This is a genomic window from Halalkalibacter wakoensis JCM 9140, from assembly GCF_000513095.1.
Taxonomy (GTDB): Bacteria; Bacillota; Bacilli; order Bacillales; family Bacillaceae_D; genus Halalkalibacter; species Halalkalibacter wakoensis.
In genome coordinates this window covers 15265-42189 of sequence record NZ_BAUT01000015.1, presented here as the reverse complement: position 1 = coordinate 42189, position 26925 = coordinate 15265, and the positions used below count along the sequence as shown (strand labels likewise).

Annotated in this window: 32 protein-coding genes and 3 pseudogenes; 12 read left to right on the top strand and 23 right to left on the bottom strand. The window is 37.9% G+C overall.

Features of this window, described 5'->3' with window-relative positions:
- Nucleotides 1-96 precede the first annotated feature (96 nt).
- Nucleotides 97-1308, top strand: coding sequence for an EAL domain-containing protein (locus tag JCM9140_RS08470; protein ID WP_034744960.1), 1212 nt, complete (start codon nucleotides 97-99; stop codon nucleotides 1306-1308).
- Nucleotides 1309-1348: 40 nt separating this feature from the next.
- Here JCM9140_RS08470 and JCM9140_RS08465 read toward each other — a convergent pair whose 3' ends face one another.
- The gene (locus tag JCM9140_RS08465) at nucleotides 1349-3493 is read right to left on the bottom strand and encodes a transglycosylase domain-containing protein (protein WP_034744958.1); all 2145 of its coding nucleotides are present in this window, start codon (nucleotides 3491-3493) and stop codon (nucleotides 1349-1351) included.
- A 139-nt stretch (nucleotides 3494-3632) separates the two neighbouring features.
- On the opposite strand from JCM9140_RS08465, the gene JCM9140_RS25035 reads away from it, so the two are divergent.
- Nucleotides 3633-4103, top strand: a complete 471-nt coding sequence (locus tag JCM9140_RS25035; protein WP_052002142.1) for an antibiotic biosynthesis monooxygenase family protein — start codon at nucleotides 3633-3635, stop codon at nucleotides 4101-4103.
- Nucleotides 4104-4463: 360 nt separating this feature from the next.
- Here JCM9140_RS25035 and JCM9140_RS08455 read toward each other — a convergent pair whose 3' ends face one another.
- From JCM9140_RS08455 to JCM9140_RS08430, 7 genes and pseudogenes are all read right to left on the bottom strand, one after another.
- Nucleotides 4464-5096 (bottom strand): response regulator, encoded by a 633-nt coding sequence (locus JCM9140_RS08455; RefSeq protein WP_034744956.1) that lies wholly within the window; start codon nucleotides 5094-5096, stop codon nucleotides 4464-4466.
- A 3-nt stretch (nucleotides 5097-5099) separates the two neighbouring features.
- Nucleotides 5100-6149, bottom strand: a complete 1050-nt coding sequence (locus JCM9140_RS08450) for a HAMP domain-containing sensor histidine kinase (RefSeq protein ID WP_034744954.1) — start codon at nucleotides 6147-6149, stop codon at nucleotides 5100-5102.
- A pseudogene (gene liaF / locus JCM9140_RS25390) lies at nucleotides 6146-6522 on the bottom strand (cell wall-active antibiotics response protein LiaF). The gene JCM9140_RS08450 and the pseudogene liaF overlap by 4 nt, the downstream one beginning before the upstream one ends.
- A 153-nt stretch (nucleotides 6523-6675) precedes the next feature.
- A pseudogene (locus JCM9140_RS25385) lies at nucleotides 6676-6948 on the bottom strand (LiaF transmembrane domain-containing protein); the annotation flags it as partial.
- An 18-nt stretch (nucleotides 6949-6966) separates the two neighbouring features.
- A complete protein-coding gene (locus JCM9140_RS08440) occupies nucleotides 6967-7824 on the bottom strand; it encodes a DUF4097 family beta strand repeat-containing protein (protein WP_034744950.1) in 858 nt (285 codons plus the stop codon).
- Between the two features lie 123 nt (nucleotides 7825-7947).
- Nucleotides 7948-8520 (bottom strand): PspA/IM30 family protein, encoded by a 573-nt coding sequence (locus JCM9140_RS08435; RefSeq protein ID WP_034744948.1) that lies wholly within the window; start codon nucleotides 8518-8520, stop codon nucleotides 7948-7950.
- 4 nt (nucleotides 8521-8524) lie between these two features.
- A complete protein-coding gene (locus JCM9140_RS08430; protein ID WP_034744946.1) occupies nucleotides 8525-8905 on the bottom strand; it encodes a hypothetical protein in 381 nt (126 codons plus the stop codon).
- A gap of 276 nt (nucleotides 8906-9181) precedes the next feature.
- On the opposite strand from JCM9140_RS08430, the gene JCM9140_RS08425 reads away from it, so the two are divergent.
- The gene (locus tag JCM9140_RS08425; RefSeq protein ID WP_034744944.1) at nucleotides 9182-9907 is read left to right on the top strand and encodes a cytochrome c biogenesis CcdA family protein; all 726 of its coding nucleotides are present in this window, start codon (nucleotides 9182-9184) and stop codon (nucleotides 9905-9907) included.
- Between the two features lie 45 nt (nucleotides 9908-9952).
- On the opposite strand, the gene JCM9140_RS08420 is transcribed toward JCM9140_RS08425, so the two are convergent.
- From JCM9140_RS08420 to JCM9140_RS08410, 3 genes are all read right to left on the bottom strand, one after another.
- A complete protein-coding gene (locus tag JCM9140_RS08420; protein WP_034744942.1) occupies nucleotides 9953-10699 on the bottom strand; it encodes an EcsC family protein in 747 nt (248 codons plus the stop codon).
- Between the two features lie 64 nt (nucleotides 10700-10763).
- On the bottom strand, nucleotides 10764-11975 hold the full coding sequence (locus JCM9140_RS08415; protein ID WP_034744940.1) for an ABC transporter permease: 1212 nt from the start codon (nucleotides 11973-11975) through the stop codon (nucleotides 10764-10766).
- Nucleotides 11972-12715, bottom strand: a complete 744-nt coding sequence (locus tag JCM9140_RS08410; RefSeq protein ID WP_034744938.1) for an ABC transporter ATP-binding protein — start codon at nucleotides 12713-12715, stop codon at nucleotides 11972-11974. The genes JCM9140_RS08415 and JCM9140_RS08410 overlap by 4 nt, the downstream gene beginning before the upstream one ends.
- 385 nt (nucleotides 12716-13100) lie before the next feature.
- On the opposite strand from JCM9140_RS08410, the gene JCM9140_RS08405 reads away from it, so the two are divergent.
- Both JCM9140_RS08405 and serC read left to right on the top strand, forming a co-directional pair.
- Nucleotides 13101-13538: an HIT family protein gene (locus JCM9140_RS08405; protein WP_034744936.1), complete on the top strand. Its 438-nt coding sequence runs from the start codon at nucleotides 13101-13103 to the stop codon at nucleotides 13536-13538.
- Nucleotides 13539-13748: 210 nt separating this feature from the next.
- Nucleotides 13749-14831: a 3-phosphoserine/phosphohydroxythreonine transaminase gene (gene serC, locus JCM9140_RS08400; protein ID WP_034744934.1), complete on the top strand. Its 1083-nt coding sequence runs from the start codon at nucleotides 13749-13751 to the stop codon at nucleotides 14829-14831.
- A gap of 38 nt (nucleotides 14832-14869) precedes the next feature.
- Here serC and JCM9140_RS08395 read toward each other — a convergent pair whose 3' ends face one another.
- Entirely contained in the window at nucleotides 14870-15058 is a 189-nt protein-coding gene (locus JCM9140_RS08395) for a hypothetical protein (RefSeq protein ID WP_034744933.1), read from the bottom strand.
- Nucleotides 15059-15136: 78 nt separating this feature from the next.
- Between JCM9140_RS08395 and JCM9140_RS08390 the strand changes: the two genes are divergently transcribed.
- From JCM9140_RS08390 to JCM9140_RS08380, 3 genes are all read left to right on the top strand, one after another.
- Nucleotides 15137-15487, top strand: coding sequence for a YtxH domain-containing protein (locus JCM9140_RS08390; protein WP_034744931.1), 351 nt, complete (start codon nucleotides 15137-15139; stop codon nucleotides 15485-15487).
- 159 nt (nucleotides 15488-15646) lie between these two features.
- Complete coding sequence (locus tag JCM9140_RS08385; RefSeq protein WP_034744929.1) at nucleotides 15647-16240, top strand: HTH-type transcriptional regulator Hpr; 594 nt, start codon at nucleotides 15647-15649, stop codon at nucleotides 16238-16240.
- Nucleotides 16241-16392: 152 nt separating this feature from the next.
- The gene (locus JCM9140_RS08380) at nucleotides 16393-16935 is read left to right on the top strand and encodes a DUF3267 domain-containing protein (protein ID WP_034744927.1); all 543 of its coding nucleotides are present in this window, start codon (nucleotides 16393-16395) and stop codon (nucleotides 16933-16935) included.
- 403 nt (nucleotides 16936-17338) lie between these two features.
- On the opposite strand, the gene JCM9140_RS08375 is transcribed toward JCM9140_RS08380, so the two are convergent.
- Entirely contained in the window at nucleotides 17339-17929 is a 591-nt protein-coding gene (locus JCM9140_RS08375; protein WP_034744925.1) for a YpmS family protein, read from the bottom strand.
- 157 nt (nucleotides 17930-18086) lie between these two features.
- Between JCM9140_RS08375 and JCM9140_RS24440 the strand changes: the two genes are divergently transcribed.
- The gene (locus JCM9140_RS24440; protein ID WP_034744923.1) at nucleotides 18087-18266 is read left to right on the top strand and encodes a hypothetical protein; all 180 of its coding nucleotides are present in this window, start codon (nucleotides 18087-18089) and stop codon (nucleotides 18264-18266) included.
- Between the two features lie 60 nt (nucleotides 18267-18326).
- On the opposite strand, the gene JCM9140_RS08365 is transcribed toward JCM9140_RS24440, so the two are convergent.
- Entirely contained in the window at nucleotides 18327-18413 is an 87-nt protein-coding gene (locus tag JCM9140_RS08365; RefSeq protein ID WP_034744921.1) for a YjcZ family sporulation protein, read from the bottom strand.
- Between the two features lie 56 nt (nucleotides 18414-18469).
- Nucleotides 18470-18553 (bottom strand): YjcZ family sporulation protein, encoded by an 84-nt coding sequence (locus JCM9140_RS23090; RefSeq protein ID WP_081727619.1) that lies wholly within the window; start codon nucleotides 18551-18553, stop codon nucleotides 18470-18472.
- A gap of 193 nt (nucleotides 18554-18746) precedes the next feature.
- Here JCM9140_RS23090 and JCM9140_RS08360 point away from each other — a divergent pair, with 193 nt between their 5' ends.
- Nucleotides 18747-19661 carry a peptidylprolyl isomerase gene (locus tag JCM9140_RS08360; RefSeq protein WP_034744918.1) on the top strand — a complete coding sequence of 305 codons (915 nt, stop codon included), beginning with the start codon at nucleotides 18747-18749 and terminating at the stop codon, nucleotides 19659-19661.
- Between the two features lie 142 nt (nucleotides 19662-19803).
- Nucleotides 19804-19902, top strand: a complete 99-nt coding sequence (locus JCM9140_RS23085) for a YjcZ family sporulation protein (protein WP_156314838.1) — start codon at nucleotides 19804-19806, stop codon at nucleotides 19900-19902.
- A gap of 56 nt (nucleotides 19903-19958) precedes the next feature.
- Here the strand turns inward: JCM9140_RS23085 and JCM9140_RS08355 are convergent, their stop codons facing one another.
- The 8 genes and pseudogenes from JCM9140_RS08355 to JCM9140_RS08320 all read right to left on the bottom strand — a co-directional run bounded on the left by JCM9140_RS08355 (nucleotide 19959) and on the right by JCM9140_RS08320 (nucleotide 26480).
- Nucleotides 19959-20228 carry a sporulation YhaL family protein gene (locus JCM9140_RS08355; protein ID WP_276563931.1) on the bottom strand — a complete coding sequence of 90 codons (270 nt, stop codon included), beginning with the start codon at nucleotides 20226-20228 and terminating at the stop codon, nucleotides 19959-19961.
- Between the two features lie 62 nt (nucleotides 20229-20290).
- Entirely contained in the window at nucleotides 20291-21250 is a 960-nt protein-coding gene (gene yhaM / locus JCM9140_RS08350; RefSeq protein ID WP_034744916.1) for a 3'-5' exoribonuclease YhaM, read from the bottom strand.
- A gap of 111 nt (nucleotides 21251-21361) precedes the next feature.
- Nucleotides 21362-22732 carry a sensor histidine kinase gene (locus JCM9140_RS08345; RefSeq protein ID WP_034744914.1) on the bottom strand — a complete coding sequence of 457 codons (1371 nt, stop codon included), beginning with the start codon at nucleotides 22730-22732 and terminating at the stop codon, nucleotides 21362-21364.
- Nucleotides 22729-23411 (bottom strand): annotated as a pseudogene (locus JCM9140_RS08340) (response regulator transcription factor). The gene JCM9140_RS08345 and the pseudogene JCM9140_RS08340 overlap by 4 nt, the downstream one beginning before the upstream one ends.
- 439 nt (nucleotides 23412-23850) lie before the next feature.
- Nucleotides 23851-24297 (bottom strand): hypothetical protein, encoded by a 447-nt coding sequence (locus tag JCM9140_RS08335; protein WP_034744911.1) that lies wholly within the window; start codon nucleotides 24295-24297, stop codon nucleotides 23851-23853.
- A gap of 122 nt (nucleotides 24298-24419) precedes the next feature.
- On the bottom strand, nucleotides 24420-25175 hold the full coding sequence (gene yidC, locus JCM9140_RS08330) for a membrane protein insertase YidC (RefSeq protein WP_156314837.1): 756 nt from the start codon (nucleotides 25173-25175) through the stop codon (nucleotides 24420-24422).
- Nucleotides 25176-25205: 30 nt separating this feature from the next.
- Nucleotides 25206-25475, bottom strand: a complete 270-nt coding sequence (locus JCM9140_RS08325) for a hypothetical protein (protein WP_034744908.1) — start codon at nucleotides 25473-25475, stop codon at nucleotides 25206-25208.
- Nucleotides 25476-25637: 162 nt separating this feature from the next.
- A complete protein-coding gene (locus JCM9140_RS08320) occupies nucleotides 25638-26480 on the bottom strand; it encodes a Cof-type HAD-IIB family hydrolase (protein WP_034744906.1) in 843 nt (280 codons plus the stop codon).
- Between the two features lie 192 nt (nucleotides 26481-26672).
- Between JCM9140_RS08320 and JCM9140_RS08315 the strand changes: the two genes are divergently transcribed.
- On the top strand, nucleotides 26673-26858 hold the full coding sequence (locus JCM9140_RS08315; protein WP_034744903.1) for a hypothetical protein: 186 nt from the start codon (nucleotides 26673-26675) through the stop codon (nucleotides 26856-26858).
- Nucleotides 26859-26925: the final 67 nt, after the last annotated feature.

Below are 26925 nucleotides of genomic sequence, written 5' to 3'. Positions count from 1 at the left end.
CTTTTATCAAACCATGTAATATAATTAGACAAACAAAGGCTACTACTTTTATCTTTTGATAGAATAAAGAACAGAATTAGTCACAGGAGGAACATGATGAATAACACCATCCCTACCACATTAAGTGCGGAACAAATTTTATCGTACTTTCAGCCCATTGTCGGTGCTGAAAAGCAAACGATTATTGGCTATGAAATTTTGGGCCGTTATCAATTCGATGGTAACATCCATAGTCTTGGCAGTTATTTTTATCGTGATGATGTGAAACTTTCTTATAAAAAAGTAGCTGATCGCTGTGTTCGTACTAAAGCACTTCAACTGATTGAATCATATCCGGATTCAACTAAAAGTTTCTTCTTCAATATTAACCCTGAATTTTTTTCTGATGACGAAGATCTTATCTTTTATGAGCAACTATGTAACGTTACTCGTATGAATCCGAATGTAAAAGCAGCGAATTTCATTTTAGAAATTACCGAAGCTAATTTTTCTAAAAACGACTCACTCTTTTTAGATAAATTAAATAAGTATCGTGAACTAGGTTGCAAAATTGCCGTCGATGATTTTGGTAAAGGATTTAGTAACTTAGAAAGAGTCGCTTCTTTACAGCCTCACATCTTAAAAATTGATTTAGATATTGTCCAAAAAAGCAAGAATAGCCAGTCCCATCGTGATGTCTTGCATTCTCTTTCCATTCTTTCTCGTCGAATTGGTGCTGAGCTTCTTTTTGAAGGAATTGAGAGCGTTCAACTACTTGAAAATGCATGGAAACATGGAGCGCAATATTATCAAGGGTATTTCTTTTCTAAACCAATGCCCAAACCGAAAACGGAACTAGATTGTTTACATACTTTTCATGATCGACTAGAGAAGTTGATCGAACAATCAATCCTTCAACTCCATGAAAAATACTCCTTAGAAGAAAGTCTAAATACACAACTTAAAGTAAGTTTCACTTCCACTAACAACATACATGATTTCGACGATCTACTTAAAGAAATCTATAAAGAGCTTCCTTCCAGTTGTTTTCGACTTTATATATGCAACCGCCTTGGATATCAATTATCAGGGAATCACATTAAGTACCATCAAGATAGGTGGTTTATCGAGAACGAGCATCGACATAAAAATTGGAGTTGGCGTCCTTATTTTCTTCAGAATATTGTTAATATGGAGAGAAATCAAAAAGGGGTTCTATCTGATCTCTACACTGATATAGAAACAAGAAAATTAATTTACACATTTGCCTTCCCTATTCGAATGAACACATATTTATTTATCGATATAACAGTCCCTGATAGAGGTTAGGTGAAAAACTGGCATTCATCGCTTCCCTCTTACACAGTACTTAATGAATGCCAAATCGAAATTTCACTTCTGCGATATTGGAGGCAAAGCCAGTTTGTTCTGAAATGGAATCAAATGGGACTACTTCATATTTTTTTGAAGTAAAGGGATTGGAACTAGCAATGTAAAATTCCGTTTGTCCTACAACGGTTGCGACCAGTTTCCTGTCATCATTCGTAATCTCGTAAATACGATAATGAATTCTTTGATCAGTGTTCCCATTCCACTGCAAGAGAATACTCGAAAACCCTCTGCCTCCCATTGAAAAAGTTGCTGCTAAGTCTGTTATCATTGGTAACTCTACCGGAGGCTCTAGCTCCTTTACATCAGCCGGCTTATTGAAAACAACATGGCGCATCGAGCTCGGTATGTCATTGATAATATCCTTAAATAAAACAGTAGGATATTCACTTCCCCCTTTCAAGTACCGATCATTTGTTGTAACATCATACCCCATCCAAACAGAACCTACTACTGTTGGGGTGTATCCAACAAACCAAGCATCCATTGCAGCCCCTTCCACTGCTGGATAAGAAGTGGTTCCGGTTTTCCCAGCAAGAGGCGTAGTAACCATCCCTTTTTGAGCCGTACCTTGATTTACAACCGACTCAAGCATCCGCGTCATATACCAAGCCGTTTGCGTGGAAACGACTTTTTCTGACTTCTTCTCTTCCCCAACTAGTTCTTCTCCATCTCTGTTATAAATCGCTTTAATAAAATACGGATCGATTCGATTGCCATTGGTTGCAAATACTGAATAGGCTGAAGTGAGTTCAAGTGGTGTTACCCCTTCAGATAAGCCCCCTAAAGCAATGGCTAGTCCTTGGTCGCTTGTTTGAATCCCGAATTTCTCTAACATGTGAACCGAATTTTCAATACCAATCTCATTCATTAACCAAACGGCTGGAGCATTAGCAGAAGAAGTAATTGCATCATACATGGTCATCTGCCCAGTGTACTGTTGATTATAATTTCTAGGACTATAGCCATTATAATCAATCAATTCATCCACTAACATCGAATATGGAGCAAATTCATGCTGCTCCATGGCCGGAGAATATACCGCCAGTGGCTTAATGGTCGAACCAGGCTGCCTTTTGACATTAACTCGGTTCAAGCCCATTCGAACATATTCTCTCCCTCCTTGAACAGCCAAGACTCCACCCGTTTCGGAATCGATGAGAACAAATGCGGCCTCAGCATTCTCATTTCCCTTAGGAAAATAAGCACTATCTGTAATCCTCTGAAAGGAAGCTTCTTGAATGTCTTTATTCATTGGTACAATAATTTCATACCCACCTGTTAGTACCTCTTCATTTGTTAAATGAAATCTTTCACTCGCCTCATCTAACACCATATCAATATAAGTTAAATAAGCTGCATTTTCTTCAAGCTGATACGAGTTAATCCCCAAAGTCCTTCCACGTAAGTATTTTCCTTCTTCAGCAGTTAAGTATCCTTGCCTTTCCATAATCGTCAAAACAAGATCTCTTCTCTGTTTGCTTCGCTCCGGATTCGTAATTGGTGAGTAGGAATTAGGTGCTTTAGGCAATCCAGCAAGTAAAGCCCCTTCTTCAATCGTTAGTTGTTCTACATCTTTGTTAAAATATAACTTAGAAGCTGCTTGTATTCCGTATGCACCATGGCCAAAATAAATACGGTTTAAATACATTCCCAAAATTTCATCCTTACTATATCTCCGCTCTAGATTCATAGCAATGACTACTTCATTCGTTTTTCTAAGTAGCGTTTTTTCATTTGTTAAAAATACATTTTTGGCGAGTTGTTGAGTAATGGTACTCCCGCCTTCAACTCTAGCTCCTGCAAGTATATCGCGGTACAGTGCTCTTCCAATCGAACGGAAGTCAATTCCTTGATGATTATGAAACCTTGTATCTTCGACTGACACAAATGCTTGCTGAACATGTATAGGAATGTCTTGTATAGAAACGAGCTCCCGGTTTTCTACAAAAAGTTGTGTGAGTACATCGCCATTTTCATTTACTAGAGAAGATGTCGTCTTCATGACGAGCTTCTGATCATCAATCATATAATTTCCTACTAACAAGATACTTAGATAAAGAATAAGAGCAAATAATGTCGTGCCTAATACGGCGATAATTCCAATGCCTATTTTCTTTTTCAGTGTTACGACCTCCCCTCTATTAACTACTATACCCGTTCTGTTTCATTCGTAACATTTGCATTCGAAATCTCCTATCGGCTACACTTATATACGAAATTCTCTGTATTACGTTTCAACACCAAACAAGGAGGACGGCGAGATGAAAAAAGCAAGTATGCGACCACTAACGAATGAAACAGATGTACCAAACGGGGTAAAGATGCATGGGGAATCAGAAATGTATGTGTATGTAGAAGAAGAAACAGATAATGACCAGGCAAAAAACTATGAAATTCTAAGTGAGACGGGAACCATTCACAATAGTGGATTTGTTGTCATAAATAACATTCCTGTAAGTGAGGAAGGACGTCAAGGTTTTGAAGAACGCTTTCAAAATAGAGCAGGATTAGTAGAAGGAGAGCCAGGGTTTCAAGCGATTCGAATTTTACGTCCACTTAGTGATGATACATATGCCATTATGACCATTTGGGATGATGAAGAGTCGTTTAACAATTGGCAAACATCTAAATCATATGAGAATGCTCATAAAAACAGAGGAACAGCTTCCGCTTTACCAAAAACAGTCTTTCCTCGCCCTTCATTTGTAACGACGTTTAAGATCGATAAATAATGAGTTAAAACATCGAAACTAGTTAAAATTTGCATGATCTTCGGGTTATTTGGTATGCAAATTCAAGCAACTAACACAATATTTGCGGTGAACCTCAAGAGAATAAAAAAGCTTTTAAATGAAAAAGAGTAACAAGTTTAAGATAAGTACAATTAACCCTAGTATGGGAATGACACGGAGACTCCTGCGGGAGCAGTGACCCACGTGTGAGACCCCGCAGGCAGTACACAGCCGAGGAGGCTCACCGGGCACCCGCGGAAAGCGGAGTGTCATTCCCATGCGGCAGTTAGGCACTTTTTCAGTGGCCTCCCTCTATTTCCTGAAGGATTCGAGTAATCTCTCTCCATTTCACTAAGTTTTTTACTTCACTAGTCCAGCACGATGGGCATATACGGCCATCTGTGTTCGATCTTCTAATTCTAACTTCTGCAAGATGTGACTAACATGCGTTTTGACAGTCTTTATTCCAATAAATAACGTATCAGCAATCTCTTGATTGCTTTTTCCTACGCCAACTAATTCAAGGACTTCTCTTTCTCTTGGCGTTAACGAATCATGCAGTGGCTTTTCCCTATTTCCTCTCATTCGATTCATCATTTTATTTGTTACCTTTTCTTCTACAACTGGTTTCCCGTCTACGGCTCTTCGAATCGCATCTGCAATTTCTAATGCAGATGATGTTTTAAGCAAATAACTAAATGCCCCAGCTTCAATAACGGGGTACACTTTGTCATCATCAATAAAACTTGTAAGAACAATCACCTTGCATGTTGGAAGCTTTTTAACAATTTCAGCTGTAGCTGCAATTCCATCCATTTTTTCCATAACTAAATCCATCAACACAACATCAGGCTTTAATTGAATGGCAGCCTGAACTCCTTCTACCCCATTACTCGCTTGTCCAACGACTTGAATATCAGCTAACGTGGATAAATAGGCAGATAAGCCCATTCGTACCATTTCATGATCATCGACTAACAAAACGTGAATCATATTTTATTCACCCTTCCATGCAATCGGAATAATCGCTTCAATTTGTGTTCCTTTTTTAGGTACAGAGACTATTTGCAACGTTCCACCAATCTCTGTCATTCGCTCTCGCATCGTATGTAGCCCGTAAGAGTTTTGTTGAACATGTTTTGCATCAAAGCCAATTCCATTATCAATTAACTTGATTTTAAGTTCTTGTGTTGTTTGCTTAATTTGTAACTCTAATTGTGTCGCCTTTGCATGTCTAAGAACATTAGAAATCGCCTCTTGAACCATGCGAAAGATTTGATCTTCTATCCCTTTTGGTATATTCATGTCTTCTTGAATGGTGATAGCAACATCCATTTCATACTTGTCTTTCATTTCTTGAAACAGTTGGTGAATTCCCGTGTTTAAACTTTTCCCTTCTAGATGCGCTGGTCTTAAATGCAACAGCAAAGCACGCATCTCAGCCTGTGCGGTATTAGCCATCTTTTCCACCATTTCGACTTGGTCAACCGCTTGCTCTGACGTTTGCATCATCGTTTGTTTAATGGCAGCTGTCATCATCGATATCGCAAATAACTGTTGACTAACGGCATCATGCAAATCTCTTGCTAGTCGTTGCCGCTCCTCAGATACAGCTGCTTTTTTGATTGTCTCTTTCATTTCGGCTCTTTCACCAGAAAGACGTTGGAGGGAAGCCACTTGTTCTTCAAAATTTTGAGCCATGACATTTAGTCGTTTGCCAAGCTCCGCAATTTCGTCCTCTCCTTCAATTTCTACACGGTGTGTAAACGTACCTCTTTCAAACCTAAGAGCTCCGTGAACTAGCTGATCGACACGTTTTCGAATCGGGTCTGCTTGTACGTATCCACCAACAAATCCAGTTACAAAAATAATGGCAATAAACCAGAAGAAAAGTGGAATTCCCATTAACTTCCGATCGAAAATGGTAATCAATCCACGCGGTTCATGATACGTTAACAAAAAAAGCAACAAAAACGCTAAAATAAAAGCAACGATTATGCTATAACGGATAAACTGCCACCTAATACTCGCCAATCGCTTTTTCATACCGCTCTCACCTTCACTTCACCTATAAACGTAGAGAGGATGAGCTTGACACGCCTTGGAGCTTGTTTATATTCTTTCGTTGCCATACTAATTTGTTGATTGATTCCTCCATGGCTTTCGTGGAAAATTGAGACTTCCCCAATTGTTGACGTTGCTTGAATAACGATCGCTATGTCGTCTGGAACATATATATCAATCGTCCAATAAGGGTTTGAGCAAAAATAACCGTTTCTCCTTCAGGGATAATCGCTTTTGATAAGTCAATTCGTACTTCACCAATACCGTTCCATATTGTTAAATCATGTAATTCAAACGGTTCTCCAAGATAATGAACTTCTCCTATCAAACTTTTTCTAATTGAAGGAGTATACACAACGTGGTCATCTGAGAACTGTTTTGTCTCTCGATTTTCAATGACTGAGCCAAACTCTTTTTCTTCCTTCTTTTTCACGTTCTTTTCTATTTTTTCATCAAGCTCTTCTATCTTGCCTTTCTTCTCTTTTCTCGTCCTCTTTCTTTCCTTAGGCGAACGAACAAGCTTAATTCCAAAATACAAAGCCACAAAAGCTAGAAGAAGACCCATAAAATTCATACCTAAAAATTGGTCAAAGATGATGCTTGCACTAATAAAAAAGAAAATGGCACTGATAAAATGATGGCGACGCTTGTATAAAAATAAACCAATCATTAAGAAAATGAGTGGAGCAAGAAAAGAGCCTAAAGAGAGGTTGATCGTATTTAATAAAATGTTAAAACCTATGATAACGAGAATAAGACCTATGAACGTTTGCTTTTTCAAGCTCCCACTCCTTTCTTTTTATCTTTCATGAATTCGTATATCTCCAGATGTTGTTTTTATAATTAATGGGTATTGCCCTTCTCCTAATAGTCCTGTAAATTTCTTCGCTTTTAGCCTTGCTTGGGGCAAGTGGCCCATATGAATATCTCCAGAAACGGTTTGTAAGTCTAAGTCAGCATTACCATTCCTTACATGTATATCAACATCTCCTGATACCGTATTAAGCTGTATTCGTTTATTTTCTTCATCAAAACGAAGATCAATATCACCAGAAACAGTTTTGCCATCAACTGGACCAATGACTGAGTCAGCTACTATATCACCAGATACACTCTCAAGCATAATTTTCTCACTAGCCACCAGTTTTTTATAGTCGATATCACCCGATGTTGTTTTCACCATAATAGACTCACTCGTTACTGTATCACTAAATATATCACCAGATACGGACTTTACATTGACGTCTCCAAGTGTGTATTGACCTTTTAATCCAATCGATCCTGAGACACTTCCTATATCTATATCTCCTGAATAGGTGTTAGGAAGAGTGACGAGGGCTTTTGTTCTATGTCCGAAGCGAAAAAAATGAAATCTTGGTTCGTCCACTTCTATCTCCAGCGTTCCATTTCTTTCTTTCGACCTTATCTTTACATTTTTTCGGTGATGGACGAGTTCAATTGACATTGACTCATAATCTCCACTCTCAAATTCCCAATCTACTGATTTACTAGAGAAAACCAGTGAGTCATACGGAACTACCTCAGTCGTTAAAGTCTCCCCGATCTTCACTGCTTTTAGGCTGGTAATGGGGGAAACGGTAACAAAAAGAAGAAACAAACCGACACCAATTAAGATGACTCCTAATAGAATCCTCATCATCCTCCTCCTTCGATAATTGTATGGTTATCCGTTTAGTACAAACAAAAAGTATATATTATTGTACATGAAAAGGAAGGGAGTTGTTTAGTTAATTTCTAAATAAACTCCCTCTCAAATCGGTTATCCATCGGCCTGCATTTTCGCTTTTAACTTCTCTATTTCAAGATCAATATCCTGTACTTTCTCCCATTTTTGAACAGTAGCCTTACTGTTCAGTGTTGTTTCTTCATGTTTCGCAGTGATCCTTTCATTTTCTTTTACACCTTTCACGCGAACAATCAATTCCATTTGCCTCTCCTGCAATTGATCATATTTTAATTGAAGTTGCTCTAGCTCTGCCTCTTTGTCTGGAATCTTTTTTTTCGTCTCAGCACTATGTTGCTCGATCTGTTTCATCTCGTTCCAAACTTCTTTTTTATTAAAAAGGATCCTTCTTGCTAACTCTTCATTGTCAGCTTTAATAGCTAGCTCCGCTTGCTCTTCCCGTTTTTTAATCAACTGTTGAGCCATGTTCAACTCCTCTTGTAATTGAGTCTCTTTTTTCATGAGTTTCAGAAGATCTCTTTCCGCTTTCTCTACTTGCTCTCCTACATCTCTCATGTATTGCTTAACCATGATTGCTGGATCTTCTATTCTTTCTAACCCTTCATTTATATACGCCTTCATGATTTGATTTAGTCTAGTTGCTAACATATTATTAACTCCCTTCCTTCATTAACTTTGTAAATTCTTCGTCAATCGTATCGTACGTTGTTTTTTTCTTTTCCATCTTCTCTTCAACCTGTTCCTTTGACTTTATAAGTTTATAGCCTCCATATACTAATAAAGCTCCTATAATTAAACCTATGATCCCTCCAAGACCTCCTAATAGAAGCAAAGCCCCAAACCCAACTAACAAAATACTTGAGAAAGACCATTTTCCCGTTTCCTGCCATTTTGAATAACCCCAGTAAAGTAGTCCACCTCCAATAAGTAGTCCTAACAAACCTCCAACATTTATCCCGATCATTCCGAGAAGAATATTTACTCCAATAAAGATAAGTAAAATTCCTCCGAACACTTTAGCTCCTTTGTTCATTGCTATTTCCTCCTTTTCTTCTATGTACTTATTATAGGAAAGACCAAAAGAAAAGAAGCCAATCTGTAGAATGGTTTTCACTCCGCCTTAGGCTGATTCCAACGAATCTGAATCTGACCTTTCAGTGAACGTTTAAGCAATCATTCATTTCAGTCACCAAAATCATGTATAATGTTGAAGGGTTAAGATTGAATCATATTCTCTAAATGGACTAGAATAGACTAAAATATGATCTCATTTTTTCGTTAAGGAATTCATAATAAGGAAGTGTTAAGGATGACAGAAGTTACTATATGGCTTGCTTTTTTAGCTGGTGTCGTTTCGTTTTTATCTCCTTGTGTTTTTCCTTTAGTGCCAGCCTATTTGGCTCAGCTAACAGGAACAAATATCTCTGACAATCAAATAAACGCCGATCGAAAAATCATCCTTTCGAGAAGTGCGGGTTTCATTTTAGGCTTCACCATCATTTTTCTCCTTCTCGGATTGTCTTCAACTTTTATTGGTCAAGCCTTCTTAGGAAACAGACAATTGTTTGAACAAATTGGAGGCATTGTTATTGCGGTATTTGGTTTGCAAATGATGGGTGTTATTTCTATACGTATGCTGCTAAGTGAGAAGAAATTGGCAGTAAAACCAAAGAAAACCGCAAGCTTTGCCAATTCAGTTCTTCTCGGTTTCTTATTTGGTACAGGATGGTCACCTTGTATTGGTCTCGTTTTGTCCTCCATTCTCGTTCTGGCCAGTCAAGCAGAAACGATGTGGTCCGGAATGTTTATGCTATTCATTTACTCTATTGGGTTAGGCATTCCTTTTCTTTTAGTTGCTCTATTATGGTCAAGATCTTTAAACAAAGTACGTGCCTTAAACCGCTGGCTTCCAACGATTCAAAAAGTAAGTGGCGGAATCATGGTCGTCTTAGGAATTTTGCTTTTCACAGGACAATTTGCGGTAATCTCGGCTTACTTAGCTAGACTCGCTCAATCTCTTCCTTTTACGATTTAAGAGAACCGCCAATAAAAAAGAGAAAGAGGATCACTCAACATTGAGTTATCCTCTTTCTTTGTTTGGTAAGGAAGCGAGCCACCTAATGCGGTACCCGTTCATAGCTGTTTCCCCCAATGCATCTAGAAACCGATAATTCGCAGCAGCTCCAACGACTGCTCCAAATCCTGGTATCATTTGAAGCATTTTCGGTAAATCAATATAATCACGGTAATCAAGCTGAAACGTCTTCCAATCAAATGTTGCTAAATACTCTTCTTTCTCCGGTAGAAGCTCTTTTTTCTCTTCCCATTCTTCTAGCTGTCTTAATAAATCCATCCGCTTCTCTTCCCTTGCATAGGTGAGTTGAAAAAGATAAAGGACATACAAACGTTCACGATAATCGCGAACATCATATCCATACGCTGACGCCACATCAAACAAAAATTTCATTTTAATACTAAGCAACAATGGAAAGTCGGCCATCCCAAGCAAAATCCCCCCTGCACCGGTTCCTGCTCCTTCTAACGCAGCCGTACGTTTATAGGATGTTACTAACTTTTCTACTTTTTCTTCTCTTTGCTGTAAGCTTAAAGCGCGTTCTGGCTGCTTTTTCGTCGTATATTCAGAACCAACCAGCGTCGCATGAACCATATTTTTTATACTCGTTGTCACGATGGAATGAATTTTTTCTGGAACATAGCGGTTCATTTTGGACTGCAACCCTTTTGTATAACGTCCAAGGACAGATGGTCGTTTCGATAGTTTCCTTTTCCATCGTGATAACTCTTCCTCAATTTCTTTTTCGTACATTTCTTCCACTCCTCCTGCAAATTTCCCTTTGTCCTTATTGATGCACGAATGTAGAAGATCATGACTATTTTTTTCGTTTATGAATCAATTGATGACTACCAATGTAACTGTAAAGCCCACCAACAATGATTGCCAATCCAGCCATAAAAACAGATGAAGAAACGAGCAATACCCCTGTGAGAATAGCCGTCATCAAAAGCAATAATCGAAACGTTACTTGCGTTAACGCATCTGTTTTTTCTTGAGCCTCGACTGGGTATAAATCGACCCACATATTTGTATCATAATGAAACCAAATCGTAGAAAGTTGATTGGTAACCATATGCATAAACAATAGAAGAACAACTATTTGAAGCCACCCAGTTGGCAATGCCACTAGTATAATGGCTGCAATGACAACAAGACGAATGAAAATCCCAAGATAGTCATTGGCTCTTATAAATGACCTAACAAACAAATAATGATAAACTGATTTACTCGAATCTGAGAGAACGTGCAATAACCAGGATAGATGGTTTCTTGGCTTCACCTTATTTCGTAATTGCGGAACGTCGGTAAACGCATTGGCAATCCGATAAAAGAATAAAAGCATTCCTTGCTCCACTTCAATCAGATGGTCCCACTTAATCGATAGTTGCTTCGCGATTGATTGATAATAAAACCAATAAAGAGCGGCCATAATGACATAAAGAGTAAGAAGATACAATAAGCCTGCTCCAGAAAACAAAAGATACGTGAAAACAATATTCACCATTCCTCTTAGTAAAAAGTGAGATTGTCTACTAACTTCACTTTGAAAACGCTGTTCCTCAAAGCTAGCAAAAACATTCCACGCTTTTGCTATTACTAATAAAATAAGAACAATAAGCAAACTCCCTGCATCATTTGCTAAATACTTTGCAAACAAAGGAGATAACACGACCAATACAAGCAAAATCACTCCACTTTGCAAACCGATGCTATACCATTTTGAAGCTTGAAAATAAGATCCTAATTTCGATTCGTATGGTAGTAAAAACACAACATCAGCCGGTTTCACAAAGGTTCTAACACCACTTCTCGTTAAAAAGTGAGCAAATACAGCGACAAATACCCAGACAGCCGGGAACGTTTCTGGAAGCCAATCAAGAAACACACTATAATAGTAACTTCCAATAATAATGAGAACATAAAGCGTAAATAAAAATCCGCTATTTCCGATCAATCGCAAATAGCGTATCGCCATATTCCAATAGGCGCTTACCCGTTCCTTCCAAAGTGTCATACCGTTTTTCATACTCGTTCTTCCTTTGTCATTTCAATATAAATGTCATCTAACGTTGCTTGTGGAAGTTGCAAACTTTTGCGCATTTCAGCCAATGTCCCTTCTAATACAACCTTGCCTTGATGAAGAATCACAAAGCGATCACAATAACGTTCTGCCGTTGCTAGTATATGAGTCGACATTAACACCGCCGCGCCTTTATTTCTCATATCATTCAAAAACGTTAAAAAGGACTGAATTCCAATTGGATCAAGTCCCACAATTGGTTCATCCACAATATAAACAGGCGGTTCTATTAAAAAAGCACTCATGATCATGACTTTTTGACGCATACCTTTTGAGAAGTGACTTGGGTACCACTTCTTCATTTTAACCATTCTGAATTCCTCAAGTAGTTTTTCCGCTCTCTCTTCAAAAAGATCCTTTCTCAACCCGTAAGCCAAAGCGGTCAGTTCTAAATGTTCCCACAAAGTTAATTCATCATATAAAATCGGAGTCTCTGGAATATACGCAAACGATCTACGATACTCGTTTACATCATCCTGAAACGTTCTCCCTTCTATCATGACTTGTCCTTTTTCCGGTTGTAATAGTCCTAATATATGTTTAATCGTTGTACTTTTTCCGGCACCATTTAAACCAATCAACCCAACAATCTCAGATTCATTCACGTGAAAATTCACGTCATGTAAGACCGGTTTTTTCGGATGGTATCCACCCGTTATTCCATCTATTTTCAAAACCTCTGACATTTTTGCAACAACTCCTTCACTCCTTATCTTACCAAAAGTTATCAGAGATTCTCTAGTCTCCTGACAAAGGCTTGCTTTCTTCGACACACTTTTTTTTCTGATTTTATTAGAACACTGTTCGGACACTATCTCGCTTTTTTCTAAGTATCCTGTCCGAACTTGACCACTCTTCGGACTCTTTCTCGCTTTTTTCTAGTACCCTGTCCGAACTTGACCACTCTTCGGACTCCTTCTCGCTTTTTACGTAATAGAACGACAGCAACCACTGAAACAACCAAGCATGCAAACACCCTTCCTAAATTAGTTACTTTAATTACCGCTAACTTGCATGATGGACAACGACTCATGTATAGTAAATCTAGACAAATATTGGGAAGGTGATTTGATGACAAGCGATTCAAATTGTATCTTTTGTAAAATTGTAAATGGAGAGATTCCAGCTTCAAAAGTATATGAAAATGAACACGTACTAGCTTTTATAGATATTAGTCAAGTCACAAAAGGGCATACGTTAGTCATTCCGAAAGCTCACCATCGTGATTTGTTCGACCTTTCGGAAGAGAGTGCAAAACATGTTTTTGAAGCTGTTCCTAAGGTGGCAAAAGCTGTAAAACATACGTACGAGGCTGAGGGGTTAAACATTGTTAACAACAATGGTGAAATTGCTGGACAAACCGTTTACCATTTTCATGTACATCTGATCCCACGTTATGGGAAAGGTGACGGATTTGGAGCCGTTTGGAAAGACCATAGTGCAGAATACAAAAGTGAAGATCTGCAGCAAATAGCGAAAGAAATTTCTGTTTTCTTTCCAAAACATTAATTCATATTTATTTAACAAAAAGGTTGTCTCATTTGAACCTGTCTTCATTAGACTAGGGATTTCAATGAGACAGCCTTTTCTCTAAATACATAGTGAAAATGCAACTTTCTGAAAACACTAAAAAAATTCGTTCATTCTTCGTGTAGTTATGGTACGATAATGACAATCTATGTTATTAACGTGGTGAAGAGATAAAGGAGTGGAGAGAACATGACAGCAGTTTATAACTTTAATGCTGGGCCATCTGCGTTACCTAAAGAAGTATTAGAGAGAGCACAAACCGAATTAACAAATTTTAATGGTACGGGTATGTCAGTGATGGAATTAAGCCATCGCAGTAAAGAATACGAAGCCGTCCACCAAAACGCGATTGACTTATTAAAAGAACTTTATAACATTCCAGATCAATACAAAGTTCTTTTTCTTCAAGGTGGAGCAAGCTTGCAATTTTCTATGCTTCCTCTTCAATATTTAAAAGAAGGAAAAATAGGAAATTACATCTTAACCGGCTCTTGGTCAGAAAAAGCACTAAAAGAAGCAAAATTAATTGGAGAGACTGCTATTGGAGGGTCTACAAAAGAGGGCAACTATACATCCATCCCGAATGTAGCAGACCTACAATTCAACGATCAAGATGCTTATGTGCACTTAACTTCAAATAATACGATTTATGGGACACAATGGAAAGACTTCCCTACAATAAGTCATGCACCTCTTATTGCTGACATGTCGAGCGATATCCTTTCCCGTCCGATCAATATAGAACAGTTTGGACTCATTTATGCAGGTGCTCAAAAGAATCTCGGTCCATCAGGTGTTACAGTAGCGATTATTCGTGAAGATCTTCTTGAAGAAAACGTTGACCATGTGCCGACAATATTACGCTACCAGACACATGCTGACAGCAATTCTTTGTATCATACACCTCCAACTTTCTCTATTTATATGTTGAATCAAGTATTAACATGGGTAAAAGAACAAGGCGGGGTTCAAGCCATTGAAAAGCGCAATGAAGAAAAAGCAAAACTTATTTATGATGGCATTGATGAAAGCAATGGTTTTTATAAAGGGCATGCCGAACAGAATGCTCGCTCCCTCATGAACATTACATTCAATTTGCCAACAGAAGATGACAACAAAAAATTCCTAGCGAAAGCAAAAGAACTTGGATTTGTTGGGTTAAACGGACATCGTTCTGTTGGAGGATGTCGTGCATCAACGTATAATGCTGTACCTCTTGAAGCTTGCGAAGCATTACGAGAGTATATGGATTCATTTCGTTTACAAAACTAATTGTTCTTGGTGGTTAGGTTTGCTACCTAACCACTGCTTTAATATAGGAGTAAGAAAGCAACACTTAATCCACTAATAAGCAAAAAGGTAATCATATAAAAAAGAGATTGCTTAAACTCATTTTTCTCATTGCTTTTGACGTCTCCAACTAACCTAATTGACACATAGACAAGACCGTACAATGAGAGTAAACAGACTGATATTAACAATAAGATAAGTGCCTCCATCTTACCGCCTCCTTATCCTTGATATATATGCTTAGAAAGAGGCAGGCAGAACCTAGAAGAAAGGTGAGAATAAGCTTTATGAATGGAAAATCTTTATTATCTGGCATAATTGCTGGGTCCTTAATTGCAAGTGCAGCAGCACTTTTAACGACACCAGCTTCAGGAAAGAAACTACGGCAAAATTGCAAGGTAACCACTTCAAGATGGCAGAAAGATCTTGCACAAATTGCTACGGACAGCAAAGCGGCTTCGGTCCAGCTTAAAACGACGGCAAAGCTTAGCAAAGATGCGTTTGACTCGGTTGGGGAAGAAGTAAAAAAGTCTGTTGATCACTGGCGAAGTGATGTAGAACCCACTTTAACTAAATTAAAAGAAGATATTGAGGCATTACAAAAAAATGTAGAACAATCAAGGAAGGCACTTGATTGATGCTATTAAATAAATATCGGTAATTTTCAAAAAACTTAAAATTCACAAACTTTTCTCTTTCTTTTTGGCCGATTTATTGGCATAATGTAAAGAACAAAATATTTGAAAATAGTAATGGGAGTAGAATGAGAGTTTATTAAACGTAGTAGGAGGAGAATGATGGATCACCAATTACCTAGCTCCTTAAAACAATCGGTGCTTTTTAGCCATAAGGTAGCACAATTAAGCAAAGCATTATGGAAATCAGTTGAAAAAGATTGGCAAACGTGGATTAAGCCTTTTGACCTTAATATTAATGAGCACCATATTCTTTGGATTGCGTATCATCTAGATGGTGCTTCCATATCAGATATCGCTAAGTTTGGAGTGATGCACGTATCCACTGCTTTTAATTTTTCAAAAAAATTAGAAGAACGTGGTCTTTTGCATTTCTCAAAAAAGGAAAACGATAAACGAAACACGTATGTATGCTTAACAAATGCAGGTCATGATTTGTTTCTTCAAACATTAGAAGTTTATAAACCAGACACATACGGTGTATTCGAAGGCGCTATCCCAATAAAGGATTTGTACGGTAAATTTCCGGAATTATCTGAGCTCACTAGTATATTGCGTCACATTTATGGTCCTGAATTTATTGATACGTTTGAAGAATCTTTAACAAAGTTTGATGACGATTTCCATGAAGTAAATGGTCGCCTAAAAAAAGTTGAAACAGAAACAAAGCCAAGTTTTTCGAGTGAAGGAGCCTAGACTACTAGACTCTTTTTTTTTGTTTCAGCGTCTTTGACATCACTTCACTCCAAAACCGATTTGTCGAAATCATTTTATTTTTGTCGATTCTATTGATTTCTTCAAAAAATGAGAGTAAATTATTCAGTGGATTGAGGAGGTGCAGCACTTCAATGAACTGCTGGAAAACTATACGATTAAACCGTGACTACGGTACGTTGCGCCTAATGATGTATTCTGGATGCACGATGCTTTTTTCGTTTTTATTTTATTATTTAGTTGTTAGTAGTCTAATTTCAACAACAGAATCACCAAACATTAGTTTGCCATTATTTGTAATTAGTATTATAGCGCTTTTATTCTTTCATAAAGTTCTACATCTATTGCCGCTTTGGATATGCGGGAAAAAGGCCAATGTAAAAACAAACTGGCTCTCTGCTATACCTGTTTATTCAGTACGGTTTTCAAAACCGTTAGCGCGAAATGTCTACTTAATTTCTTTGCTAACACCTGTACTAGTTATTACCACAACAGGTGCTTTAGCATCAGCCATGTTTCCAACCTATTTGGCCTATATTTCTATTTTAAGCTCTATTCATTTTGGAGTAGCCTTTTATGACATTCTTTTTGCTTCTTATTTAATTAAAGCACCAAAACAAAGTTATGTGGAAAACCATGAAGAAGGATTTCATATTCTAGTGAAACAAGCTTTTTAAAAGAACATACAATTCTGGACGAATGATATTAAGAAACGGTCTCTCACTAACTTGCTCGCAGCATTGCTGTAGACATACACTTCGCCGTGGGCAGCCTGGTGAGTCTCCTTGTGCAGACATATTGTAAGGTTTTACCCCTGCCTTCGACGACATGTCCTACGATAGTTTATAAGGATAACAATAGAAGGTTGGGCTGCATGGGCTGTCAATAATATTCCAAAATTAGACAAACAAAAAATCCGAATGATTTAACATTCGGATTTTTTGTTTGAGTAAACCAATAAACTACAATGTTTTTTCAATTTAAAGGTAGCCACATAGATGGTACGTCGTGGTGGCTTGGCAACACCCCACAAAAAGCAAGTGCCTGTAGCACAATGGAACGAACATGGGAAAACCATTCTCATTTAAAAATCAATTCCAATTCAATATTGTCTTGCTCTAAATCAAATGTTAAGAAGCGAAATTGCATGGTATCACTTTCATCAACTTGGATCTCTGTAATTTTCACTTCGACCGCCCTCTCACTTGGATATGGTACAATCCACTCTGCTAACTCAACCCAAGTAGGTAGCAATTGTAAAATTTGTTCAACAGGCAACTGTAAGATGCCTACTGAGAACGTTTGAACTTCTAATAACAAATCCCCATTTGGTGAGACCAAAGGGATAAAATTAATGGTCACTGGTATTTCTTGGCCCACAATACGTATAGCTGACCTAAACTGTACGCTATCATTCATCAGCTCGACCATGTATGGCATATCCGTTTCTTGCTCTTGTATCCTTGTAGCAATCAACGCATTAATTTTACTCTTATCTGTTTGAATGAGGAACGTAGCTTCTTCTCCGGTAGGTTGTGTAGGTTCAAAATGGCGTTCATCCACTTCTGGAAAATAACGTTGAAATAATATCAGAGCGATTATACTACACACAGCAATGAATCCTAACAATGCAAAAAAAGCGATTTTCCATCCTTGATTAACTCGTCTCATGTGAATCCGCCCCCCTCTCTTCGTAATAATTGTACATACACTACACCAAACAGACAAACTTTTAAACTGCTTTTTAATGAAAATTGATCATTCTTCTATCTTTTTTGCTTATTTTTTGATAAAGTTTATATATCATTGCTCGTCAGGAGGCACATCTATGCTCTTCTTTATTATATTTTTTGCTTTGTTTATTTTGTTCGTTATAAATTCTATGACAGATGCTTTGTGTATAAAGCGAGAAATCCCTTCGGAAAAGCATCCTAAGTTATTTCGAACGATCAATATTCTTATGACCATTTTATTGACTTCCACATATGTAAAAATTTTATTCACATAAGAAGAGTGAGTGACTTTAGAAGTCCTCACTCTTCTTCCTTTTAGCCAAGGCTAGATTTGATTAGTACATCCAAGTTGCACCAATAATAACTAGCAAAATAAACAATACTACTAGTAACGCAAATCCTCCAGAATAAGTGTGAGACATTTCTATCCCTCCTTAGTACAAAGGTTTTAATTCCGCTAGAGATGTTGTTGTTGGTATTACAACCAAGCTGCACCTACAATTACTAATAAGATGAACAACACTACGATCAACGCAAATCCTCCGTGGTATGCGTGAGCCATAATAACACCTCCTCATTGCTTAGTTACGATATCCTATGCAGCAAAAAGCCAAACGTACTAGGCTACTATCCTAGGGATCCGTATATTTTTGATGAAAACTTGAAAACCTTTCTCTCCTAAATGAATATGTGGTATAGTAAAGTGAAAAAAGACAAGCTTTGACCGAGCATCACGTTGAGGAGTGAGTAGACAAATGAAAAAGAGTATGATGATGGCTCTAGGGTTAGCATGTTTTGCAACTTTAGCTGCTTGTAACAACGAAAGTTCACCTGGAGATGATACACCAGTTGTGATTATTGATGGAACAGAAATAACCGAAGTTGCCTTTGTTGATGAGTTAAAGACAAAGCATGGCGAATCTGTATTACAAGAGATGATCCGAAACCACGTTCTTGATCAAGCTGTTGAGACCGTTGAAATTTCTGAAGAAGAGATAGAAGAAGAATTAAATATGCTACGTAATGAATTTAAGGTAGCTTACGAAATTGAGGATGATGAAGGGATCGTTGACGCTCTTCAAAATCAATTTAACTTAGATGTGGAATCACTCGATGAATTCGTAGAAGAATTTCTCCTTCCACCTCTTGCCCTACAAAAGCTTACAACAGAAGGAATTAATGTGACAGCCGAAGACATTCGAGCTTACTACGATGAAAATGAAGAACAATTTGGTGAGCAAATTCGAGCAAGTCATATTTTAGTCGAAGATGAAGACACAGCCAATGAACTACTAGAGCGAATTGAAGCGGGAGAAGACTTTGCTGATCTTGCACGAGAATATTCAACAGATCCAGGATCTGGAGCTCGTGGTGGTGATCTTGACTTTTTTGGAAGCGGGGTTATGGTTGGTCCATTTGAAGAAGCAGCGTTTGCTTTAGAGATTGGTGAAATTAGTGAACCCGTAGAGTCTGACTTTGGTTTTCATATCATCAAAGTAACGGACAAACGAGATCAGTTTGAAGATTATGAAGAAGAAATTGAACAGCTACTGATTCAGCAGCAGTCAAAATCAACAGATGAAGTGATGGCAGAACTTATTGAAAATGCCGATATTAACATTCAAGATCCAAGATTCTCTCATCTCTTCAACTCCGAAACAGCAGAATAATGGATGTTTTAAAGGGTTGTCTTACTAAGCATTTGCTTCAAGTAAGACAACCTTTTTTCGCATTCTTCCGCTCCTGCCTAGAACAAAACATATGCCTATGCATAGGCTAAAATTGAGAATAAAAAAGAAAGGATGTTTCACCATGTCAGGAACTGTAAAACCAACATACGATATTGGCTTCACATTGTTAGTCGTGTTGTTCGTTCTGCTCATTATTGTAGGTGCAGCATACTTGTACTAAAAAGAAAAAGCCAGAGAAGTGGATGTGTTTCCACGTTTTCTGGCTTTTTGATATTCTTAACCCATTTTGCGACGCTCACGTTCTTCTTCTAAGCGCTTCATGTAGATATTTCCTTCATTTTCAATCCACTCTTGTTCTGTACGCTTGTCTTCTAATGAATATTTCACTGATAAATATCCACTTAATACGATCCCTGCCAAAACAAAGTAAACCCACCAAGGACTTGATAACAAAAAGGCTCCAAAAGCTGTTTGGGTAACAAGAGCCCCTGCGACTAGAATGGTTAGTAAAATGAATGCGAAACGTTTTCTTGGATTATTTTTCATTAGAACCCCTCCATGCTTTGTACCATTTACTTTATCTTATGTACAAGCATGTAAGAATAGAACTAAAAATCTAATGGAGGTTCATGAAAGGCTGGCTTATAAAAACTACGGTTGTCCATTGCCATGACTCGTTCAGAAAAATCACCAGGTTGTACGCGTTCTAGAGCACGGTCCATCATGTTCATTTTGGCATCAATGTTATCAATCATATGTAATACTTCCGCTTCACGAATAACAGGAACTTTCGGACTCCCCCATTCTCCTTTCCCATGATGGGATAAAATCAAATGTTGAAGAACCAGTACTTCTTCTCCTTCAATAGCAAGTTCCTTTGCAGCTTCAGCAATTTCACTAACCATGATTGAGATATGGCCAATCAGTTTCCCCTCTAATGTATAGGAAGTATCAATTGGACCTGATAATTCTCTGACCTTCCCTAGATCATGTAATATAATTCCTGCGTACAATAAATCGGTATCAAGAGTTGGATATAAGTCAGCTAAGCTTTTTGCTATTTTCAACATACTAACAACATGATAAGCTAAACCTGACACAAATTCATGATGATTTTTTGTAGCAGCCGGCACTTCTAGAAAAGCCTGTTGGTGTTTTTTTAGCAAATGTCTTGTAATTCTTTGGATATTTGGATTTTTCATTTCAAAAATCGCTTGAGTGATTTCATCAAGCATATCAGCTGGCGCAAGAGGAGCAGATCTTACAAAGTCAGCGATGTTTACTTGGTCCATTGCTGAAGTAGGACGAATACTACTAATCTTCATTTGTAATCGACCACGATATTCAGCTACCTCACCATGGAGATGAACGATTACTTGGCTACAAAAAGTAGCTTCATCTTCCGGAGAGCAGCCCCATAACTTTGCCTCAATATCCCCAGTGTGATCACTTAAAATGAGCGTTAAAAAAGGCTTGCCATTGGATGCTACTCCTTTTACCGCTGATTTAATTAGAAAGTATGTCTCAACTTTTTCTCCAACTTGTTGAAATCGTATCCCCTTACTCATCATCAGTCACCTCAGCTATCATTTTCAACTTTCTTTAGTATACCATATCTTACTTACAGACTTTTAAAGCAAATCCATTCTACTAGCAAGAAAAAAGAAGACGGTGAACAGTTACACCTTCTTCCCTTTCTTCCCCTCTTTTTGTAATTCATTTGGAAATACAACTGAAAATTTGACACCAATTTCCGTATTTTCAGCTTTTGGACTCCCACCATGTAATTCAGCAATTCGTTTCACAATGGCAAGACCTAATCCAAATTTTCCCTTATTGCCTTTGTAAAATGGATTAAACAACTGGGACAAATCATGTGTTGGGATCGAATCGCCATTATTTTCAACTGTTATGACAACTTGCTTCTCTGTTGCAACAGCCCTCATCCAAATCGTATCGTTAGCATAGCGTAATGCATTTTCAACTAAATTCTCCAAAAGGACTTCTAGTTGTTCCAAATCCCCCAATAAACGCGTATCAGCACCTTCCACCAATATTTTTACATCTTCTCGTTGGACTCTGAAACGCTCCTCAATTTGAAAGGCAATTTGCCCAAATACGATTTCCTCATGTTTTGGACTTTCTTCTTTTAACGAATCTAACTTCGTATAATAAAGCATATCAATGACTCTTCGTTCCATTCGATTTGCTTCTTCAATAATTACATCCATCGTTTGTTCCATATTGTTTTTTGGCAGAATGCCATCTTTCACTGAATGGGCATAGCTTTTTATAACCATGATTGGCGTCTTCAACTCGTGAGAAGCATGTTGAATAAACGTTTTCTGTGCCCGGTCATATAAATTCAAATTTTCACGCATCTTTTCAAATTGATCTGATAACCTTTGAAAATCTTCATCTCCTTGCCACTTCAATGGTTCTTTCCAATCACGGTTGGCTATCTGTTCTAAATGATTTCCAAGAATTATAAGAGGTTGTCGCAAATAGTGCTTTAACCAAATGGCTGGAATCAAGCTCAAACAGCTTGTTAACAAAAGAATATAGAGCAATCTCTCCCATAAGCGATTAACCATTTGATCACGATACGTATCCCACATATAGGAAATATGAAAGGCCGGGCGATCATCAATTTCTGCTTTGGTTATGACATAGAAGACAGTCGCTCCTCCATACTGAATTTCGTATCGACCACGATCTGCTTCTTGTCTATATGCATTTTGAGCCATTTCCTGTAACACCTCTTTTGGTGGAGGTGCTCCCTCTGTTGCACGTCCTAACGTGTCGTAAATCAGGAAATGCCCCACTCGTCCAGCTTCACGATTTGTGAATTCCTGCTCATTTCTTGGATTAATTAAATCTAGCAATGGATACGCTGTTCTAAGTTGTTCGTATTGGATGATTCGATAGGTTTCTTCTGTTAGCGTACCTTTTATCGATATAGGATAAATAATCGTCACTGATAAAACAACGATAACGATAATGGAAATGAACGCTAGCCAAATTCGCTGCGTTAAATTGACTTTTATCATGAAGATAGAACACGATAGCCGTAGCCATACAATGTTTCAAGATGAACACGAGGCATTTTTTTTCGAACACGCCTTACAACATCATCAACAGCACGCTCTGAACCAAAGTAGTTCTCCCCCCAAACATGTTCGATGATTTTTCGCGCGAAAAAGCCTTTCCGATTTCACCTGTTAACAATAAAATTAAGTCCATTTCCTTCGTTGTTAGATCAACTAATGTCTCTCCTGTAGCTTCTTCATCCACAACCTTTCGACCGATTGGATCAATGGTATATTGATTCAGTTCAATTTTCTTTTGTTCTTGTGTCGAAACACCGTATACTCGATTTAATAATTTCTTTGCACGAATGATCAACTCTTGTGGGAGAAATGGCTTAGCGAGGTAGTCGTCACTTCCCATCTCCAACCCTAATACGCGATCCAAATCTTGATCTCTAGCTGAAATGAAGATAACCGGAGTATCGGCATCTTCTTTAATTGCTTTTAATAATTGATACCCGTCTGTACCTGGTAACATAATATCTAAAATCCATAAATGAGGCTTGTCCACGATCGCTTCCCGCGCAACATCGCCATCATGAAATGCTTTAACGTTCCAACCTTCTTTCTCTAAATAAGCTTTTAACACTTCCGACAAGTTTTCCTCATCTTCTACAAGATAAACGAGATAATCACTCATGTCAGTCTCCTCCTTTGTCCGAATACGGAAAAATCTATTCATGCACTATATTGTATCTTATTTTAATCGATGAAACGAGTTTCAGGTAGCGAAACCACTAGTATCAAGTAGATTTACAACATTTTTCACAATAAAACGTTTTTTGATGTAATTCGGGGGACTTAATTTCCATTCGATATTTCCCGGGTAAAAGTGACGGATAAAATGATAATACGACAAAGAAAGAAAGTGCTTCTAGCTATACTTTAGAAGTACTTTCTTTCTGTAAATTTGTTTTCGCATACATATTATTTTTATCAGTTGCGTTCTTTCAATATCCGTTTCATTGCGCTACAGCCACTCGCACCCGCAAGGAGGTGGCGAGCCTCCTCGGCTCTGCCTGTGGGCGCTCGCTCCAACCTCTATTTCCCGCAGGAGTCGAGTGACTCCCGAATGTTCCCTAAACAAGCGCAGCAATTGCTGTTAAAGCTGCTAATGGTAATATGATTCGCCCCCAGCCTAATGGGCGTGGAAATGGTCCATAAGGATATGGATAATAAGGAAACGGTGGTCTTACTGGAAACGGAGGATATGGTGGGAAATATCCTCCACCTGCGAAATATCGTTCCTGTTCTGCCTGTTGTCTAGCCATAGGATCTTGCGGAATATAATCAAAAGCCTGATCTCCTTGACCATAATGATACATGCTCTGTGCATTTGCCCCTTGCATCAATGTAGCCAAATCCATATACTGCCCCATTTCATCAATCGGAACCATAAGATAGACATTGTGATCATCTACATGTTCAATTACACCTGAATAACTTTGCTGTTGACCTAATTGTACTTGAACAGGCTGATGTAAGTATTGCTGACAATTCACCTTCATATTGTGAGAATGACTCATTCTTAACTCCTCCTTTTTTTCGCTATGCTATAGCCTATTCAAAAGAAGAAATTAGGTGAATGCCATTAAAAAAGGTGTTCCAACAGGCTCTTTAGCCTGCTGGAACACCCCCGACAAAATCCTCATTTACTAACTTGTGCTGCTTGTTGATCAAAACGAGTTACCGTAAAATACGTTTGAACAATCATAAATATATTTCCTACCACCCAATATAACGAAAGAGCTGAAGGCAAGGACATTCCCGCTACAATAATCATAACTGGCATTATATACATAATCATCTTCATTTGACCTTCTAGCTGTTGGGAAGTCATTTTAACTTGTAAAAATGTCGTCAATCCAGCGATAAAAGGCAAGATAAAGTCTGGATTTCCTAAGTCAAACCATAAGAACGTGTGAAAGGCAATCTCTTCTGTTCTCATAATAGCAAAATAAAACGCCATCATGACCGGAAGTTGAATCAACATCGGAAAACATCCTGCCATTGGGTTCACACCTTGATCGCGGTATAGAGCAAAAAGCTCCTTTTGCATTTCTTGCTGTTTGCTAGGGTCTTTCTTTGTTGCTTCTTTATATTTCATTTGCAACTTCTCCATCTCAGGACGAAGAGTCTGCAAAGCTCTCGTGCTTTTTTGTTGTTTCATAACTAAAGGAAGTAACAGCAGGCGAACACCGATCGTTACTAAAACAATAGCTAAACCATAACTACCATTAAATGCCTCCGCTACATAAATGAGCACCCACGACATTGGATAAACAAAGAAGTGATTCCACACCCCTTCTGTTTCGGCTGTAATCGGCGCTTGTTCCACACTTCCACAGCCTGTCAATGTTACTATTATTCCAATGAATACTAATAAAAAAACAATCCTTTTCACTATGATTCCTCCTTGTTGTTTCTGTTTTCGTTAGAAGACAACAAGTTTAGGATCTTCATCATCGAGACTTTTATGATCCGTCCGTGAAGGAATTTTAGGAAGATATCGTTTCATAGAAGGAGGGTCATACGAGATTGTCAAGATCGACTGATCCTGAACATGAGTCTGTTGCTTTCTCCAATTCGTACGTAACTCCCACTCAATAGCTAACACATTCGCGACCGTAAACGCAGCTAGTGCGGACACCGTAATAAACAACGTGACCCAGACCATCGTCAGATCAGAAAGAATTTCGATCATCTACCCACCTCCTTTACCTTTTTGTTTAGTTTATCATAATAAAAAGGAAAGAAAAAACTATTGTTTACATATGTCTTAGTTCTTACCACAAAAGAGGTTGCCTCTTAATGAACTGACCCTACGCCAGCTCCTAAGAAGGCAACCCCTAAAACTGAATATAAATTATAATGGCAATCTTAATTGCTTGCGAAAGACTTCCTTAACCATATAAGAAACACCATTTTGCTCATTTGACCTTGTAAGCCAATCGGCAACTTCCTTTACGGATTCAGTAGCATTGCCCATCGCAACACCTAATCCTACTTGATTAATCATTTCTACATCGGTATTTTGTGAACCAATTGCGACCATTTCATCGGCACGAATCCCTAAATATTGCCCTAATGTTTGTAAGCCTCTTGCTTTTGATACACCTGCACTTACAATTTCAAAACGACCTGGAGCGGATTCAAGCATCCTGATTCCCATCACGTTCTCTTCCATTTGTTTATTAGCCTTTTTCTGATCTTCTTTATCAAAAAATTGAACTTGAATCTTTGGCGGAGCAATTGGCTCTTGCATTAATTGTTCACAAACGGAATCGACAAAGCGAATCGGATAAAATAAAGGATCTCCAACACCAATGGTCATTTTAGCTATTAGATGATTTCGTTGTCTTACTTTATTTCCAATTGAATATTCCTCATCTAATACACGAATGTGACAATCATATCTCTCTAAAATATCTACTACTTGTAATGCCTTTTCTTCTTTCATTTTTCTAACAAAAATTGGCTCATCTGCATTTTCTGCAATAAAAGCTCCGTCATTCGTTATTAAACAACTATCTACCTTTAAGGCTTTCGCAATTTTTTTCGCTGATGGAAAAGGTCTTGAAGTTGCAAGAGTAACATAAACTCCTTTTCCCTTAACATACTCAATGGCATCCTTCGTTTGTTTACTTATTCTAGAATTTGATTTTAAGATGGTTCCGTCGATGTTAAGGGCTAGCAATTTGTAAGTCATAATCGAAATCCCCTTTCTTCTTGTTGTCCATTGCTTGAGCTACCTCACAAATTCACTCGGCTTGCTCTTTATAACCTAGACTATGAGTAGAGCTCGGACATTAGAACCTAGACGAAGACTCAAATCTTTTCTATACTTTAACCAGAACAACGAGAGCTTTGTTCAAATAGATACAAGTAAGAAGGGATTTCTATGAAAAAAGTTGCCTCCTATTATTTACTCCCAATCGGTTTCTTTTGGCTATTATCTGCTAGTCAATTTTACGGACAAGATATGCAAACGATTTTAATGACAACAGTTGGAACAATCTTAATGGGTTTGCTAGTTGGATTTGTCGTTCATTTGGCTATGATCATTAAAAAGAATTTATCGAAATAAACGTTTTTCGTCAACTCAACTAACCCTTAATAACAATAAAGTATGGGAAAACCAAATAAAAAAGATG

What these genes read in the sequence shown, in the direction of transcription:
- JCM9140_RS08470 (WP_034744960.1), top strand. Translation starts at nt 97, where the DNA reads ATGAATAACACCATCCCTACCACATTAAGTGCGGAACAAATTTTATCG.
- JCM9140_RS25035 (WP_052002142.1), top strand. Translation starts at nt 3,633, where the DNA reads ATGAAAAAAGCAAGTATGCGACCACTAACGAATGAAACAGATGTACCA.
- JCM9140_RS08455 (WP_034744956.1), bottom strand. Translation starts at nt 5,096, where the DNA reads ATGATTCACGTTTTGTTAGTCGATGATCATGAAATGGTACGAATGGGC.
- JCM9140_RS08450 (WP_034744954.1), bottom strand. Translation starts at nt 6,149, where the DNA reads ATGAAAAAGCGATTGGCGAGTATTAGGTGGCAGTTTATCCGTTATAGC.
- JCM9140_RS08440 (WP_034744950.1), bottom strand. Translation starts at nt 7,824, where the DNA reads ATGAGGATTCTATTAGGAGTCATCTTAATTGGTGTCGGTTTGTTTCTT.
- JCM9140_RS08435 (WP_034744948.1), bottom strand. Translation starts at nt 8,520, where the DNA reads ATGTTAGCAACTAGACTAAATCAAATCATGAAGGCGTATATAAATGAA.
- JCM9140_RS08430 (WP_034744946.1), bottom strand. Translation starts at nt 8,905, where the DNA reads ATGAACAAAGGAGCTAAAGTGTTCGGAGGAATTTTACTTATCTTTATT.
- JCM9140_RS08425 (WP_034744944.1), top strand. Translation starts at nt 9,182, where the DNA reads ATGACAGAAGTTACTATATGGCTTGCTTTTTTAGCTGGTGTCGTTTCG.
- JCM9140_RS08420 (WP_034744942.1), bottom strand. Translation starts at nt 10,699, where the DNA reads ATGTACGAAAAAGAAATTGAGGAAGAGTTATCACGATGGAAAAGGAAA.
- JCM9140_RS08415 (WP_034744940.1), bottom strand. Translation starts at nt 11,975, where the DNA reads ATGAAAAACGGTATGACACTTTGGAAGGAACGGGTAAGCGCCTATTGG.
- JCM9140_RS08410 (WP_034744938.1), bottom strand. Translation starts at nt 12,715, where the DNA reads ATGTCAGAGGTTTTGAAAATAGATGGAATAACGGGTGGATACCATCCG.
- JCM9140_RS08405 (WP_034744936.1), top strand. Translation starts at nt 13,101, where the DNA reads ATGACAAGCGATTCAAATTGTATCTTTTGTAAAATTGTAAATGGAGAG.
- serC (WP_034744934.1), top strand. Translation starts at nt 13,749, where the DNA reads ATGACAGCAGTTTATAACTTTAATGCTGGGCCATCTGCGTTACCTAAA.
- JCM9140_RS08395 (WP_034744933.1), bottom strand. Translation starts at nt 15,058, where the DNA reads ATGGAGGCACTTATCTTATTGTTAATATCAGTCTGTTTACTCTCATTG.
- JCM9140_RS08390 (WP_034744931.1), top strand. Translation starts at nt 15,137, where the DNA reads ATGAATGGAAAATCTTTATTATCTGGCATAATTGCTGGGTCCTTAATT.
- JCM9140_RS08385 (WP_034744929.1), top strand. Translation starts at nt 15,647, where the DNA reads ATGGATCACCAATTACCTAGCTCCTTAAAACAATCGGTGCTTTTTAGC.
- JCM9140_RS08380 (WP_034744927.1), top strand. Translation starts at nt 16,393, where the DNA reads ATGAACTGCTGGAAAACTATACGATTAAACCGTGACTACGGTACGTTG.
- JCM9140_RS08375 (WP_034744925.1), bottom strand. Translation starts at nt 17,929, where the DNA reads ATGAGACGAGTTAATCAAGGATGGAAAATCGCTTTTTTTGCATTGTTA.
- JCM9140_RS24440 (WP_034744923.1), top strand. Translation starts at nt 18,087, where the DNA reads ATGCTCTTCTTTATTATATTTTTTGCTTTGTTTATTTTGTTCGTTATA.
- JCM9140_RS08365 (WP_034744921.1), bottom strand. Translation starts at nt 18,413, where the DNA reads ATGTCTCACACTTATTCTGGAGGATTTGCGTTACTAGTAGTATTGTTT.
- JCM9140_RS23090 (WP_081727619.1), bottom strand. Translation starts at nt 18,553, where the DNA reads ATGGCTCACGCATACCACGGAGGATTTGCGTTGATCGTAGTGTTGTTC.
- JCM9140_RS08360 (WP_034744918.1), top strand. Translation starts at nt 18,747, where the DNA reads ATGAAAAAGAGTATGATGATGGCTCTAGGGTTAGCATGTTTTGCAACT.
- JCM9140_RS23085 (WP_156314838.1), top strand. Translation starts at nt 19,804, where the DNA reads ATGTCAGGAACTGTAAAACCAACATACGATATTGGCTTCACATTGTTA.
- JCM9140_RS08355 (WP_276563931.1), bottom strand. Translation starts at nt 20,228, where the DNA reads ATGAAAAATAATCCAAGAAAACGTTTCGCATTCATTTTACTAACCATT.
- yhaM (WP_034744916.1), bottom strand. Translation starts at nt 21,250, where the DNA reads ATGAGTAAGGGGATACGATTTCAACAAGTTGGAGAAAAAGTTGAGACA.
- JCM9140_RS08345 (WP_034744914.1), bottom strand. Translation starts at nt 22,732, where the DNA reads ATGATAAAAGTCAATTTAACGCAGCGAATTTGGCTAGCGTTCATTTCC.
- JCM9140_RS08335 (WP_034744911.1), bottom strand. Translation starts at nt 24,297, where the DNA reads ATGAGTCATTCTCACAATATGAAGGTGAATTGTCAGCAATACTTACAT.
- JCM9140_RS08325 (WP_034744908.1), bottom strand. Translation starts at nt 25,475, where the DNA reads ATGATCGAAATTCTTTCTGATCTGACGATGGTCTGGGTCACGTTGTTT.
- JCM9140_RS08320 (WP_034744906.1), bottom strand. Translation starts at nt 26,480, where the DNA reads ATGACTTACAAATTGCTAGCCCTTAACATCGACGGAACCATCTTAAAA.
- JCM9140_RS08315 (WP_034744903.1), top strand. Translation starts at nt 26,673, where the DNA reads ATGAAAAAAGTTGCCTCCTATTATTTACTCCCAATCGGTTTCTTTTGG.